The following is a 15,007-nucleotide window of genomic DNA, read 5'->3' as shown; positions in this document are numbered from 1 at the left end:
TCGAGCCGGTAATCCAGTCGATCCAGCGGGTATTCGAGAGCGATAAATAGCGGTTCGGCGACCCTACAGCCTTCGAACGGGAGGTTCGTGCCGATCGATCGAGTTCGATCGTGTCGTTCGATCGTGACGTATCTGCTCGTAACTACGTCCGACGCTCGCTCCTGGAGAGTTAACTGAACGACCACAACGGGCCTCGAGCCCGCGTCGGTCGCTCAGGAGTAAACACATGACCGACGACAACAGCAACATTGGACTGTCCCGCCGACGCGTGCTCGGTGGACTCGGCGCGATCGGCATCGCCTCCGCGGGGGCGGGACTGGGAACGACAGCGTACTTCAGCGACAGCGAGACGTTCGAGGGGAACACGATCACGGCAGGCGAGTTCAGCCTCGAGGTCGAGCAGTCGATCCGCTACGTCGACCAAGACGGAATGGGCCCCGATGAGGCGGCTTACGAAAGTGGCTCTGAAGAAGACGGCATCTGGGTGCAGTCGGAAATCGATATCGAGGACGCAAAACCCGGTGACGAGTACGAATTCTGCTGGGATATCACTGTCAACGACAACCCCGGCTACGTGGTCGTCGTCGGCGATGCAGCTGAACAAAACGGTGTCGAGGCCGGAACCGTCGATCTGGCCGACCTCTGGGATATCGACGATGAGGACGATCTCTCGACGATCGGCGAATCGGCGACGGCGACGCTCACGACCACCGTCGACGGTGTCGAACACGAGCAGGCCTACGACTCGCTGGCCGCCCTTCTCGCGAGCCTCGAGAGTGGCATCATCGTCTCCGACGAGGAGGGACCTGTCACCTTCCAACCCGGCGAGATGGTGACCGTCTGTCTGGAGGTCACGATTCCGACGGCCGTTGGCAACGAGATTCAGGGGGCGACGCTGACCTCGAGCATGACGTTCTACGCCGAACAGGCGCGCCACAACGACGCAGCAAGCGTCCTGGACAACGCGATGGGACTCGCACCCTGAGTAGCCATCCAACGTTCGACTGACCACCCACCCGGTAGCGGGCGATCGGACGCTCGCGGACCGGCCGGTACGACCGTGATCGCGGTTTACAGGGGCGGTTCGACTCCGCAAGTGGGCTTCCCCATCGGGGACATACTATGACTACCAACGACGAGACGGTCGGTCTTTCCCGACGAAAGATCCTCGGCGGACTCGGCGCGATCGGGGTCGCGTCGGTCGGCGCGGGACTCGGGACGACCGCCTACTTCAGCGACCGGGAATCGTTCGACGGAAACACGCTCACCGCCGGCCAGCTCACCATGCACGGCAGCTGGCAACAGCTCTACTACGGGGCGGACCAGTCGGTTCGTCCGGGAGACTACGGCACGGCCGGTCGCCCCTGGATCAACGCGTACCCGGATCACGACGACGACGGGATTCAGTCGCTCGGCGGCCTGACCTACGTCGACGATCCGAGCGACGACCCTGCGGACGGGCGCAACATCCCGCTCTCGTGTGGCGACTTCGAGGGGCTGGGAGATGCACCGCGGCCGGCGATTTCGCTCGCCGATCTCAAACCCGGTGACGAAGGCGAGGTCACGTTCGGGTTCACGCTCTGTGACAACCCCGGCTACGTCTGGATGAACGGCGAGGTTACCGGCGAGACTCCCGGCGCTGGCGACGGCCAGCTCGCCGACTACCTCCGCGCGAAGATCTGGCGCGACGAGGACTGTGACAACGTCTACGACGACCTCGAGCCATCCGATCTCGTGTTGATGATCGACTTCTCGGGCTCGATGCTGTACTCGCAGTACAACGGGATCGTCACGGGCGACTCGATCACGGTCGGCGACGCCGAGTACGGCGAGACGACCTACAGCCAGACCGCGAAGATCGATCTCGTCGAACAAGGAGTCATCGACTTCGTCGACCTCCTGCAGGGCGAAATCGACGCCGACCCGAACATCGACAGCGACGACTTCCGTATCGGCGCGGTGTTCTTCGACGGCTACAGCAGCGACGGCGACTCGAGCAATCCCGGCCCGAACGTCGTCACGTCGGCGGACCTCAGCGGCTGGGGTGATCCCGACGACGACGGATTCACGTCGGACATCATCGACTTGGTGACGCTCGACGGGAGCGGCGAGGCGCCGTTACGGAACCTTCGGGACCAGCTCGACGATCTGTTCGACGGCACCGGAACGGCCCTCGAGGAAGGGTTCGGCGAACTCATGGATCTGTTCGACGGTCGCATCGACGACAGCCGCAAGCCGCAGTCGATCACGTTCACGGACGGCGAGCCGTACTTCGGCGGGAGCCTGACGAACGATCGCTTCGAGGATCTGTTGACCGCCGCGAACGCGGCCCGAACCGACCCCGACTACGCGACGAGCATCTTCATCGTCGGCGATGATGCCGGTGACTCCCGTGCCGAGTTTACCCAGCGCGTGATGGCCGGGCCGGCGGGACTGCCGATCGACGTCAGCGGCGCGACGGCCGCGACCTTCAGCGGCGATCCGTTCGCCTACGGCGGCGACCCGGCGTTTTTCTTCAACATCGACGACCCGGCGTCGATCCCCGGCCTGTTCGCACAGGTCGCGATCGAGATTCTCCCGGAGAAAGTCGTCGCCTGCGGAACCCTTGCCGAGGTGTTCGACGTCCTCGAGAGCGATCCCGGACGGATCATCGACGCCGTGCCGCGTGAGGACGGCATCGACTGTTTCGAACCGGAGATGACCCACTGTGTCGGCTTCAGCTGGTCGTTCCCGATCCGGTCGACCGATCCCGAAGCGACGATGGACAACAACGACGTCCAAGGAGCGTCCCTCGAGTTCGATCTCGGGCTCTACACCGAGCAGTGCCGGCACAACTTCGTCGCAGAGACGGCTCCGAACTGAATCGAAGGTGACAGCAGCTTCGTCGGCCGATCCGACGGGCCACACTTGGGTCCCATTTGGAGCACAGCGTTCTCGGCCTCGCCGAGAGCACGTGACGCGGCTCGAGGCCGCGGGACGGCGGTTCGACTCCGCCGGTGGGACGTCCCACGAGGGAGCAATCATGACAACGACCGATTCAGCGGTTGGGTTTTCCCGACGACGCGTGTTAGCGGGTCTCGGTGCCGTCGGCATTGCGTCGACAGGTGCGGGACTCGGCACGACCGCCTACTTCAGCGACCGCGAGACGTTCTCGGGGAACACACTCACCGCAGGACAACTCGAGTTGAGCGTCACCTGGCAACAGCTCTACGACGGCGCGCCCCAATCAGGGCGTCCCGAAGACTACGGCACGGCTGGCCGCCCGTTCGTGAACGCCTATCCGGACCACGACGGCGACGGTCTCCAGTCGTTCGAACGCGACGACGGCGTCGACGAGTACGTCGACCGCGCCGCGTACAGCGACCCCCTCGAGGCGGCGATGGCGGGCACGAACCTCGAGTTTAGCTGTGCGGAGATCGCAACGTTCGATGGTCCGTCGTTCGCCCCGAACGACGACGCGCTCATCGAACTCGACGACGTGAAGCCGGGCGACTCCGGTGAAGTGACCTTCGGCATCAAACTCTGTGACAACCCCGGCTACATCTGGCTCCACGGCGCCCTCGTCGACGAGGGTGACGGCAGCCATCCGGAGAGCAATGGCCCGGAGCTGGCCGATGCGATCCGCGCTCGTGCGTGGTACGACACGAACGGTAACAACGTGTTCGATCCGGGGGAACCAGCCATCGCCGCCGGCTCGCTCAGAGAGGTCCTCGACCTGTTGAATGCGGGCATCATGCTCGCGTATGACCCCGACGTCGACCTCGGCGTCCCGGATACGACAGCAGGCGACGGTGAGATGCTCGAGGATGGCGACGAGGAGGTCGTCCCGCGCAACCCGACGTGTGAAGATCTCGGCCTGTTCCGGGCGATCAAGATCGAATCGGAAGACCTGCCGAATGTGGTGGGCGACTCGGAGACGTACACCACGCCGGTCGGCGACGTCACGATCACGGTGACCGAGCTGTCCGGCGGCGACGTCCGCGAGTTCGATTTCACGCTCGATGGGTTCGAGGTGAGCGCCGTCATCGTCAAGGGTGGTCCGGACGGGAACGTCTACCGAAAGGAGAGCAGCGACGACGTCCTCACTGCCGATTCGGGTGTTGGACTCGGCGCACCGCTTCGAAACAGCACCCAACGCTACGGTGTCAGCCACGTTAGTTTCTGCTACGACGTGCTTCCACCCGAGGAGCCACCAGCGTCGGAAGCGGTCTGTTTCGAGCCGTCGAACACTCGATTCATCGCCTTCGAGTGGCACCTCCCGACCACCGTCGGCAACGAGGTCCAAGGTGACAGCGTCGCGTTCGATCTGTCGTTCTACACCGAGCAGTGCCGACACAACCCCGATCCCATCGATCCCTTCGAAGCATGATCGTTCGGGACAGTGAGTGTGTATCACATTGGTCCACGCCCGATCGATCAGCAGGCGTCCACAGCTCGGTTTCGACGGCCCGGGAACGGGCTCGGTTGTGGCCACGAAAGCGTGCTATCGACGATGGTAGGCCGGACCTGCCACGGCAGCTGTGGGCGGTAGCATGGACCTGCCGGATCCGTCCGCGAACGGTATGACTGTCATTCATATCCCCGCCAGCGGAGTACAGCGGTCCATGCATTCCGCGACTATCACGAGCGACGAATACGGCCAGTCCGCCGGAGGCGGCTGAGCGAACTGAGGTACGACAGTGACACAACGCACAACGACGATCACTCGGCGAAAGCTACTCGGCGGCGTCGGTACCGCCGGACTCGTTACCCTCGGATTCCGAGGAGCGACCGTTACGGGCGACACGCCGGAATACACGAACTACACCTATGCTCAGACGGAAGGCAACGACGGACCACGACTCCGCGTCGCCTGGTACAGCACCTACAACGATCGCATGGTGAACGCGGCGCCGATCGTAAACGAGACTGCGTGGACCGCAGGAGACGCACCTGCCGATGCGTATATCGACGGCTACGACGCGGCGACGGATGGCCCCCTGATCGAGGCGTCGAACGTCCTTCCGGGAGATACCGGAACGATCAGCCTCGGGCTCCTTGCAGAGGACATGGACACACGAATCAGACTGGTTCCGACCGTTTCGGGCGATCTCAGTGAGGTCGTCGACGTCGCACTCTGGTACGATACCGGACTGTTCGGCATCGGCGGCTGTACTGGGACGGGAGCGATTCCCGACGATCCCGACATCGAGTCATCCCTCTCCGAGTTCGGCGAGACGTACGGGCCCGGAACCGACGGTCTCCGGCTTCGAAACGGCTTCGGCAACTGTCTCGCCAAAGGAGACCGACTCTGTCTGGGATTCGCGTGGACCATCAGCGAATCGGCTACGAACGAGTGGCAAAACCAGTCCCTCGAGTTCGAACTCGCAGTCGGCGCAGAACAGTGCGGGGGAAGCTGATGAGTCAAGAGCCCATCGGACTGAGCCGCCGCCAGATACTCGCCGCAGTCGGTGGCATCGGTACCGCTGGCGCGGTCGCCGGCGTCGGCACCGGCGCGTATTTGAGCGACCGCCAGCGCGTGACGAACGCGCTCAAGACCGGCTCGATCGCCATCGACGTCGACTGCGACGCGTGTTCGATCGTCGACGGCCGACTGGCGTTCGCGTTCGACGGGATCGACCGGGGCGACGGTGACACGATCGCCGTCTCCCTGACCGTCGGAACGAATCCGGCACGCCTCTGGCTCCGAACGCGCTGTCCACCGATCAGCGACTCGCTCGGTGACGCCCTCGCAGTCGTCTTCCGCGTCGACGGCGAGACGATCACCGCGGGCAGCCTGTCGGCCGTCTCGCGAACGCTCGCCACCGGCGTTCGACTCGAGGGCTGTACCGACCCCGAGACACCGGTCGCGCTCTCACTCGAGTGGGAACTGCCCGACGACGTCCCGGATTCGCTAGCAGGCGAGACGACCGACTTGACGGTCGAACTGGTCGCCGAACAGTGCCGTCACGTCGATGCAGACAGTGCTCGTGATCCCTTCGAGAGCGTTGCGCCCTGCGATGAGCCCCCGGACTGTGTCGCCTGTCCCGAGCAAAACGGGAACCGCATCGCACGGGCGACCTTCGCGTACGACGGGCCGGACGGCGAGACGACACTGACACTGCTGCGAGGGTCGGATACGGTCGAGTTCGAGCGAACAGTCGAACCCGGTGACACGTTCACTGCGGCCCTCCACGATCCACCCGGAATCAAGGGCGGCCCCGATTTCGACGTCGTCGTCGACGGAACCACCATCGGCGACTTCCACATCAGCTGCTCACAGCCGTTCGGGCCGGGACTCGTGATCTCCGACGGCACGTACAGCCTCACCGTCCTCGAGGCGCTCGACACCGAGGAGAACTACCTCTGTGGGGTGACATCGTAAATGAACTACAAAACACTCGCAAATAGAGTCGGATTGGTCCTGTTGATCGCCCTCGTCGTCCCGTTCGTTATCTACGCGGTTCCGGGCGTGATCGGCGCGGAGTACAGCTTCGTCGTCCTCTCGGGCAGCATGGCACCCGCGATCGAGGCCGGTGACGTGGTCGTCGTCGCCGACCGGGACCCGGCGACGATCGAGACGGCCGACGTGATCACGTACGTTCGCGGGAGTGAAGAAACGCCCGTGACGCACCGCGTCGTAGGGGTCGAGGAGACCGAGGCCGGACTCGCCTTCGAGACGAAAGGAGACGCAAATAGCGACGTGGACGCCAGCCTGGTCCCGGCAGCGAACGTCCTCGGCGTCGTCGTCCTGACGATTCCCTACATCGGCTACGCGATTCAGGCCGTGAGCACGCCGCTCGGGTTCGTCCTGCTCGTCGCCGTTCCGCTGGGGCTGCTCGTCGTGACCGAACTGTGGTCGCTCGTGCGTGCCGGCCGAACTGACGCGGCTGCAGACGGCGGCGACAGCGACGACACCACCGACAGTGCAGAACCGACGGCCTCCGAGCCCGCGGCGTCGACGGCCGCAGAGTTCACCATCAGCCCGACCGACCTGCGGCTGTCGACCGTAATTCTGGTCCCCGTCGCCGTTTACGCGATCTACGTCGCCCTCGAGCTTCAGACCACGCTGACGATCTCGATCGCGTTCGCGGCGACGTTCTCGGCGCTCGCCGCCGGTGGGCTGTTGCTGGCCGCTCGAGGCGACACCGCAGAACGGGAGCGATCGCCACCGGTACCGACAGCACCCGGTGACGTGAGCGACGATGGTGCGGCAACGGATGGCGGCTCGAGCGTGACGACTGCCGACGAGATCGCTATGGGGTCGGCCGCGACGGACTCGAGGCCGACAGAGGCGAAAGCGACCGAGCGTGAGCCGACGGACTCGGCGGACGCTGCGACAGCACAGGGGATGGAACCCGACGCATCCTCGCCGATAGAGTGGGCGGAGACTCCCGAACCAGCGCCGCCGGAGGAATCGACGGAGGATTCTGAATGACCTCGAGTCGTGCGCTCGTCGTCGTCATCTGTCTCCTCGTCGCAACGGCTGGCTTCGCCGGCGGCGCGGTCACCGTTGCGGTGTTTACCGACACCGAATCCGTGTCAGGAACGTTCTCGACCAGCGAGACGTTCTCGGTTCCACTCGCGGATGAAATAGCGCTAGATACTCTCGAGCACGATCACGAGAACGGCTCTGAAAACGCGTCGGCCGACGACTGCGGCTCGAGTGGCTCGTCGCTGCCGGACGACATCGGCGGCCCCGAACAAGGATCTGAGACGCCCTCAAGCGACACCGGGGCGGCTGCAAACGATACACAGATCGATGACGAGGGCTCGAGTGACGGCGAGACGGCCGAAGACGGAACGGACGTCAACGGGGCCGAACCCGATGGGAACGACTCTGCCGGCGGCATCGGCGCGACCGAGGGTGAGACGATGACCGAAGACGGAGGCGCGAACGAGAGCGGGGCTGACGGGAACGAAACGGTAGCGGACAGTGAATCCACAGCATCCGAGACACCGCCAGGGGAAGAATCACCAGAAGACACCGACGACACGATGACGGCGACGGAGACCGACTCACCACAATCGACTGACGGCTCCGACAGCGAGTCGCCGCCGGACGAAGACGGCGACGAGACGGACCGAACGGAGAGTTCCGATTCGATCGACGAGTCGACCGGCGATGACGCCGAAATTGACGGTGACGGTGAACGACACGACGAGTCGACCGACGACGAGGTCGAACCTGAGGGTACTGAGGTGCAAAGCGACGGGACCGAAGACGAGAACACTGACGACCACGGCAGCAACGTGACGGACGGCGATACTGAAGCCGAGAGCCCGGTAAACGGTGACGCCGCGGATGACAACGAAGCGGAGCACACCGACAATCAACAGGATGGGACGGACGAAGCAGACAGCGACGCAGAGCACGCTGACGACCAATCTGACGGGACAACGGACACTGCTCTCGCGGCCGACGACGACACAGAGTCGGAACCCGAATCCGACTGATTCGTCTCCCGAGCACGCTGATCGGCAACTCGAGATCGGACTCGAGTCATTCCTTTCTCATCCGACACCAGTCAGCCGCCATGTTGTCGATACCAGACGCGGGCCCCGATCGGTGACTCGCCGTCCTCGAGGTCGAGCCGTCGCACCACCAGCTCCCGGATGGCAACCGTAACGACGAGTTCGATCGTCTCGCCGTCAAGGGTTTGGACCGCGAAGGCGCAGTGGCCGTCCCGGTCGGTAATCGACTCGATCGTGCCGACGGACCAGCGCTCGAGGTCGTGCGCCGGTTTCCGGGCGTGAATTCGGTCGTGGGTCATAGCCGTGCTGACGGGCGGCAACCAGTTGAGGCTCGTGGTCCAAGCGAATCCATACGGCGTGGCGATCGACGAGTCGATCAGTAGTCGCCGAGCACGCCGAGCCGTCGTGCTCGACGAGTCGCGTACTGAAAGACGACGTACCCGAGCGCCAGATAACCGGCTGCGGTCGCGGCCAACAGCACGAGGTCGAACGCCGTGAACTCCCAGAGACGGATACCGTCGACCATCGCCCGCTGGAGGAGGGCGCTGCCGTGGGCGAGCGGGAGCACCTGCATCCACCCGAGGTCGAACGCGGGAGCGGAGATGAGCACGATGAACCCGAACTGGAGAAGGTTCAGCCAGTTGCCGATCTGTTTGTAGAGCACCGTCACCCCACCGGCTGCGAGCCCGAGTCCGAGCACCGAGACGATGCTGAGCGTCGCGACGACGACGATCGTGAGCAGATTCAATTCGAGCGTCGTCCCAGTGATCAGGATCATCGCGATCAGGATGATCGTCGAGGTAATGAACGTCCGGACGATCTTCGCGACGCCTTTCAACAGCGCCACGGGCGCGAACCCGAACGGCGTCATCACGTGGCGCTCGAGGGTTCCCCACTGGACCTCGCTCGCGATGTCGTTCGAGATCGAGGAGTACGCGCCCACTGACAGCGTCCACAGGAAGTAGCCGACGATGAGCCCCTCGATCGAGTCGGTCAGCGCCTGTCCAGCGATCATCCGTCCGCCATAGAAGAGGACGCCGAAGAAGAACACCGAGATGACGATGCCGCCGATCGCGTTGGCGGGATAGCGGACGAAGATCAGGAACTCGCGGTAGAGCACTGCCCGCGCGAGGTGATAGTAACCGGCCGGACGCGGCGTTTCATCCGTTCCCTGCTGGCTGGCCATTATCGGTCCCTCCCGGCCGTCAGGTCGACGAAGACGTCCTCGAGATCCGGCTCGATCGTCCGGACGCGCTCGAGGGAGACGTCTTCGGCGCGGAGATGGGCCAGCAGCGCGTACAGCCCGTCGCTATCCGTCGTCACGGTGATCCGGTGCCCTCGATCGCGTGGCTCGACACTGATCGTCTCGAAGCGCTCCTCGAGGGCCGAGACGATGGTCGAATCGAGGTCACGGCTCGTGATTTCGATGGAGTGGTGATCGGTGCCCGACAGCAGCGCGTCGACGGTGTCGTCTGCAATGATCCCGCCGTTGGACATGATGAGCACGCGGTCACACACCGTCTCGACGACGTCCATGTTGTGGCTGCTGAGCACGACGGTGAGGGCTTCCTCCTCGACGAGGCGTCGCAGTTCCCGCTGGAGCGTTCGCGAACTCTCGATATCCAGCCCCAGCGTCGGCTCGTCGAGGAAAACGACCTCGGCACCGCCGGCGAGGACGCTGGCCAACGAGACTTTCTGTTTCATCCCTCGCGAGAGGTCGCGGACGGGAACGTCTGCTTTCTCCGCAAGCCCCAGCTGGGTCAGAAGCCGCTCGTGGCGCCCGCGAACCGAATCCGGGTCGACGCCGCTGATCGTCGCGAAGTATTGCAAGTTCTCCCTGACGGTCAGCCGCCAGTAGTCGTTCCGGGCACCCTCGAGCATCGCATCGGCGTGCGCGTACGCGTCTCGAGGGTGCTCGTAAACATCGATGCCGCCGATCCGAACGGACCCCTCGTCCGGAAGCACCATGCCCAAAATCGACTTGATGAGCGTCGTCTTCCCGGCGCCGTTCGGTCCCAACAGACCGACGATCGAGCCGGTTTCGATGTCGAAGGAAACGTCGTCGACGGCGACGACGGACTCCGTTCCGTTGCCGAAGCGCTTTCGCAAACCAGTTACCGAAACAGCCATGCTGCCATCTTCCGTCGGCAGCGTGTCGACACTGGCGAAGCGTTCCGAGAGCGGATCGCGTCCCTCGCTGCGGGTCCCTTCGTCGAGCGACAGCCGATCGGCGACGCTCACGACCGATCGGTCATCGAGGAGGTAATCGACCGGACCTCCGTTCGGTTGCCCCTCGTTTTCTCGCGCAGTCACGAGCGTTATTTAAGTACCCAAGCTACAAAAGTGCGAGGCCAACGCCTTCGACAGTAGTCGCTACGGTTTTGGGGTGGCTGCTGTACGAACGGATCTACTGAGAACCGGCCTCGAGAACACACGGATAGCATCGACCAGAAACTGGCGTGGAGCCCCCGTTTCGGTGGTGGTGGGTCCACCGAAGGGGATCAGCGATCGGAGTCCAATCGAGAGACGACAGTGAAGCGATCGCGACCGATGGCGGGGACGTGATGTCTCAGTTGGGACGGATACTGTCGGCAACGACAGGCCTCCGTTCCCCGCCAAGAGACATATAGTACTCCCAACAGTTAAGCCCATTGGATATTTGACTCGATTCGGGGCCCAAAGCACCTGATCGACCGCTCCCGTGATGGCGTGTCGCTCGTCCGACCGCGTCATCTTCCTCACAGTCGTGCCGTTCCTCGAGGAGGACTGCGTACGATACAGCAACCGGACAAGAACTGACCCACCCACGGAAAGAGACTGCAAAATCGCAGATGCGGGTTTCCAGTTCAATACCTCCTTGTGGGGCTTCAATCCGATACAGAACGACCGCTAAACTGATAACCAGAGATGAACGATCAATTCGGTTTAATTTTCACATCTCCTACCGTCGTCACATGATGGCGACGATGGACTATTGGTTTCGTTTGATTCGAACTCACGGAGGGATGGTGTGACCGCTCGGACTCGAGCGCAGTCGTCAGTTATCAGCATCGTCATTCTCATTGGCGTCGTCGCGATCGGCAGCATTGGACTGTTGCTCGCTGGCAGTTACGCACTGTCGGAACAACAACAGCAGGCTGAACACGACCGCGTCGAACAGTCATTCGTCGAACTCCGACATTCCTTGGAGGACACGACGGTCAAACAAGATTCGACCCGGAACATCAATCTAAACGCTGGGGAGCAGGGTGCAGTGACGAGAGAGAACACCGGTGAGATCGTGATCGAATACGGTGGCGAGGATCCGATCGAACGGGAGTTCGGTGCGATCGAGTACGAAGCCGATGATGGAGAAGTCATCGCGTTCGAAGGCGGCGCCGTATTCAGAGAGACGGGGAATCAGACTCGAGTCGTCTCCGGCCCGAAATTCAACTACGACGACTCCCAGGAAAATGGCGGCGAGAGTCTGAGCTTTTCGCTGACGACCGTCCACGGCGAAGAGACGCTCGGCTCCGGCGACATCTCGATGACACACGACGACGTCGAGCAGGAGAACATGGTCGCAAACAGTACGATCGTCAATATTACCGTGACGAGTCAGTACTATCGCGGCTGGGAACAACACTTCGAGAACGAAATCGGACCGGACGCGATCCACGCCGAACCAATTAACGAAACGCACGGCGAAGTGACGGCCCTTCTCGGCGAAGTCGAACTCGATTCGTACTTCGAGCAAGCGATCGCAGTCGAAGGTGATCTCGAATTAGATGGCGCAAACGAGATCATTGGTGACGTCGTCTATGGTGGCTCGATTAGTGGTGAAGAGGATCATCTCGAGGGAGATGCCCGTCCGACGGATTCGCTCGGTTTAGAACCAATCGACGACGAGATCGGGGCGTTAGTTGACAAAGGGGAAGACGAATACACTGAGTTAGACGAGGCCGTCGAAGACGGCACTGTCTCGAGTGGAACGTACTATACCGAGAACTTCGGTATGACAAAAGGAGGTGGATCCAATGATGAGCTGCCTGACAATCTCGAATTTGATCTTTCAGAGGGAGATACGACAGTGATTGTTAATGGGTCTATCAACATCGGGAGCAGTGATTTAACTGTTACAAACCACTCAAATGAGTCCGAACTGCACATCTATACGACAGGCGGATTCAATTTGGACGGAAATGCAAATATCTCCGTTGAGGGTGTAACTGATACCGATTATAAGTCGAAGCATCTGCAGATATACGGAACGTCGTCGTTCAAAATGACGTCATCCGGGACGCAGAGTTTCACTGGAGTGATTTACGCGCCGACGAACGACACGTCTCGAGAGACGTTCGATCTCGGCGGAACCATGGATGTTCAGGGTTCACTGGTCGGTGGTGGATTCTCTGATCCGAGCGGGACCCCAACCATCGAGCACGATCCGGCCCTCGAGGGCGTCGAACCAGCGCTCGGCAAATCGGAGAAGATCATCGTACCGGCACCGGTCACATACGTGAACTTCGGTCTACACAATGTTGAAGTGACGAACAACTGACCGGCGTTCCGCAATCAGGTGTATGGTCACCCGCCGTTCCACGCCCCTCCTCGGTGTGATCCTCGTCAGCGTGGTTATCGTCGGCGCTGCCGTCACGAGGGGTACTCCCGAACCAGTCGTGACGCTCGAGAACGACGATGACGCGACGTATCACGTGACCGCCTACACGGTCGAGGATCTGGCTGCAGCGGGCTATCTCAACTTCGAGGTGACGACGGCGATCGGCGGCTCGTGACCTACGCCAACCTTGTCTGGCCAAGCGGCTATCGAAACGTGACGCTGGTCGACGACGGCGTCGACAGCCAATCGTTCGTCGTCGGCCCGAACGAGACGACCATGTGCACCGTCGATGGCTGGACCTACGGTGACGTGACGGTGTGCATCGTCGAACGCGGCGACAACAGAACGCACACGTGGTCACGAACGGTTACCTGCGGCAGCCGCGGCCAAGATCACGGACTCAGATTCGTCATGGATTCCAAAGCGGGCGGCTCAGTGAACTGTACCGGTGGTATCGGGAGGGTTCAGGTGACGCTGTTACAGTTACAGAAACGGTATGGGCTGTGGCTGGTCAAACGGAGCGTGACCCGTGCAGGCGGCACGATCAAATTTGGAGATGCCGATCCTCAAGGGAGCACCGTCACGCTGGTACTCTCAAGATGACTGGTCCTGGACGGTGACATTAGTTCATTGATAATCCAGTGATGACTTTTCTACTGCTAGATGGACACTAGCCGATATGTCCAGCGACAGTGATGACGACCGAACGACAACGGACTCGAGTGCAGAGAAGGAGCGGCCGAATCCGAGCGGCACCGACCCAGAGGCAACGAGTGATGCTGACACGAGCGATGGCGTCGTCCCGACAGCCGTCGAGGACGCCAGCGGCTACGGGCTGTCGCTGACGCTGATCGGCGGCGTGTTGCTCGCGCTGGCGTACTACGGCTATATCGCAGTGACCGGTCCGCAGACGCTCGGGCAGGCGATTCCCGGCCCGTTCTATCTGCTCGTGTTTGCGCTCTTGTTCGTCGTCGAGTTGTTCCAGAGCCGTGACCGCGGTGGGGTGGCAGTGGTCCGAGCGACCGCGCTGGCGCTGTTCTACGGTGGCCTGACTGCGTTCGCGATCGAAGGCGGCGTCTACCTGTGGAACAATCCGCAAGCAGCGCTCGACGGCTTCGTCGGGGTCACCGTGCTGGCCGTATCACTGGTCGTTGCAGGACTGGCGTACTTCGTGTACCTGTCCGCACTCGAGTCGGGAACGAGCAGTCGATAAATGAGACTGGTGTTGCTGCTCTGCAGACACACTGTCGAGATTCCGACGATCACTCCTGCTCGATGTCGATCCGTTCGAACTGGCCTCTACCGGTTTGCCTGTGGCTCTCTGCTAGCGCCGACGACAGAAGCGTCCGTTCGGCTTTGCGAAGGTGTTCGTGAAGCGTCGCTCGACTGATCCCCAGCTCGTCCGCGAGTGTCTCGTTCGTGAGCTCTCGCGGCCAGTCGTAGTAGCCACGTTCGAGTGCCTCGGTGACGACCTCGCGCTGGCGCTCGGTGAGCGACGATTCGGTCGTGGCTCTGAACTCCTCGAGTTTCCCGAGCGTGACCGTCCCGAATCCGGCTAAGTCGTCGAGGATGTTCTTTAAGTCTTCGCGTCGGAACACGAGGATGTTGTACTCGCGCTGGCGACCAGAAACCGTGTTCGACCGCCGCAGAGTACCGTGGTTCTGATAGATCGCCGAGTACGCGCCACACGAGGGTTTCGTCACGAGGAGGTTCTCCTCGTCGAGCCGGTTGACGTGTTTGACGTGGTCTGTGGCCTCGAGTTCCGCCTGAAAGGAGTCGGCGTGGGGACCGGCGTGGAGAACGAAGGTGACGAACCCGTTCTGGATCTCCTCGATCTCGATCGGAATCGGCGTGTCGACGTCGGCCGTAAGCCGGCGGAGGATACATTCGCGGTGTTGGGTGAAGTGGACGGTCGCGATGAACATCTCTGCGTTCGTATGCGATTGTCACCCA

At 62.2% G+C, this 15,007-nt stretch carries 15 protein-coding genes; 11 read left to right on the top strand and 4 right to left on the bottom strand.

The features are described from left to right. The first annotated feature begins 226 nt into the window (after positions 1-226). The 7 genes from GCU68_RS18915 (at position 227) to GCU68_RS18885 (ending at position 8,436) form a co-directional block, all read left to right on the top strand. Complete coding sequence (locus tag GCU68_RS18915) at positions 227-985, top strand: SipW-dependent-type signal peptide-containing protein (RefSeq protein ID WP_152944200.1); 759 nt, start codon at positions 227-229, stop codon at positions 983-985. A gap of 137 nt (positions 986-1,122) precedes the next feature. Then, entirely contained in the window at positions 1,123-2,862 is a 1,740-nt protein-coding gene (locus tag GCU68_RS18910; protein WP_152944199.1) for a SipW-dependent-type signal peptide-containing protein, read from the top strand. 160 nt (positions 2,863-3,022) lie between these two features. Beyond that, positions 3,023-4,369, top strand: a complete 1,347-nt coding sequence (locus GCU68_RS18905) for a SipW-dependent-type signal peptide-containing protein (protein ID WP_152944409.1) — start codon at positions 3,023-3,025, stop codon at positions 4,367-4,369. A gap of 310 nt (positions 4,370-4,679) precedes the next feature. Next, positions 4,680-5,399, top strand: a complete 720-nt coding sequence (locus GCU68_RS18900; RefSeq protein ID WP_152944198.1) for a hypothetical protein — start codon at positions 4,680-4,682, stop codon at positions 5,397-5,399. Next, positions 5,399-6,364, top strand: coding sequence for a hypothetical protein (locus GCU68_RS18895; RefSeq protein WP_152944197.1), 966 nt, complete (start codon positions 5,399-5,401; stop codon positions 6,362-6,364). Before GCU68_RS18900 ends, GCU68_RS18895 begins: the two co-directional genes overlap by 1 nt. Further along, entirely contained in the window at positions 6,365-7,417 is a 1,053-nt protein-coding gene (locus GCU68_RS18890; protein ID WP_152944196.1) for a signal peptidase I, read from the top strand. After that, on the top strand, positions 7,414-8,436 hold the full coding sequence (locus GCU68_RS18885; RefSeq protein ID WP_152944195.1) for a SipW-dependent-type signal peptide-containing protein: 1,023 nt from the start codon (positions 7,414-7,416) through the stop codon (positions 8,434-8,436). The genes GCU68_RS18890 and GCU68_RS18885 overlap by 4 nt, the downstream gene beginning before the upstream one ends. A gap of 71 nt (positions 8,437-8,507) precedes the next feature. On the opposite strand, the gene GCU68_RS18880 is transcribed toward GCU68_RS18885, so the two are convergent. The 3 genes from GCU68_RS18880 to GCU68_RS18870 form a co-directional block, all read right to left on the bottom strand. Next, the gene (locus GCU68_RS18880; protein ID WP_152944194.1) at positions 8,508-8,753 is read right to left on the bottom strand and encodes a DUF7861 family protein; all 246 of its coding nucleotides are present in this window, start codon (positions 8,751-8,753) and stop codon (positions 8,508-8,510) included. Between the two features lie 77 nt (positions 8,754-8,830). Then, the gene (locus tag GCU68_RS18875) at positions 8,831-9,640 is read right to left on the bottom strand and encodes an ABC transporter permease (protein ID WP_152944193.1); all 810 of its coding nucleotides are present in this window, start codon (positions 9,638-9,640) and stop codon (positions 8,831-8,833) included. Next, positions 9,640-10,767 carry an ABC transporter ATP-binding protein gene (locus GCU68_RS18870; protein WP_319633707.1) on the bottom strand — a complete coding sequence of 376 codons (1,128 nt, stop codon included), beginning with the start codon at positions 10,765-10,767 and terminating at the stop codon, positions 9,640-9,642. Before GCU68_RS18870 ends, GCU68_RS18875 begins: the two co-directional genes overlap by 1 nt. A gap of 697 nt (positions 10,768-11,464) precedes the next feature. Between GCU68_RS18870 and GCU68_RS18865 the strand changes: the two genes are divergently transcribed. From GCU68_RS18865 to GCU68_RS18855, 4 genes are all read left to right on the top strand, one after another. Next, entirely contained in the window at positions 11,465-12,994 is a 1,530-nt protein-coding gene (locus GCU68_RS18865; protein WP_152944192.1) for a DUF7289 family protein, read from the top strand. A gap of 22 nt (positions 12,995-13,016) precedes the next feature. After that, positions 13,017-13,229 (top strand): hypothetical protein, encoded by a 213-nt coding sequence (locus tag GCU68_RS22085; RefSeq protein WP_319633706.1) that lies wholly within the window; start codon positions 13,017-13,019, stop codon positions 13,227-13,229. After that, entirely contained in the window at positions 13,226-13,657 is a 432-nt protein-coding gene (locus GCU68_RS22080; protein ID WP_319633705.1) for a hypothetical protein, read from the top strand. Before GCU68_RS22085 ends, GCU68_RS22080 begins: the two co-directional genes overlap by 4 nt. Positions 13,658-13,733: 76 nt before the next feature. Beyond that, positions 13,734-14,267 carry a DUF3982 domain-containing protein gene (locus tag GCU68_RS18855; protein ID WP_152944191.1) on the top strand — a complete coding sequence of 178 codons (534 nt, stop codon included), beginning with the start codon at positions 13,734-13,736 and terminating at the stop codon, positions 14,265-14,267. A 49-nt stretch (positions 14,268-14,316) separates the two neighbouring features. On the opposite strand, the gene GCU68_RS18850 is transcribed toward GCU68_RS18855, so the two are convergent. Next, positions 14,317-14,979, bottom strand: coding sequence for a helix-turn-helix domain-containing protein (locus GCU68_RS18850; protein ID WP_152944190.1), 663 nt, complete (start codon positions 14,977-14,979; stop codon positions 14,317-14,319). Positions 14,980-15,007 lie beyond the last annotated feature (28 nt).

Source organism: Natronorubrum aibiense, assembly GCF_009392895.1.
Lineage (GTDB): Archaea > Halobacteriota > Halobacteria > Halobacteriales > Natrialbaceae > Natronorubrum > Natronorubrum aibiense.
This window is presented reverse-complemented; position numbering and strand designations above follow the sequence as displayed.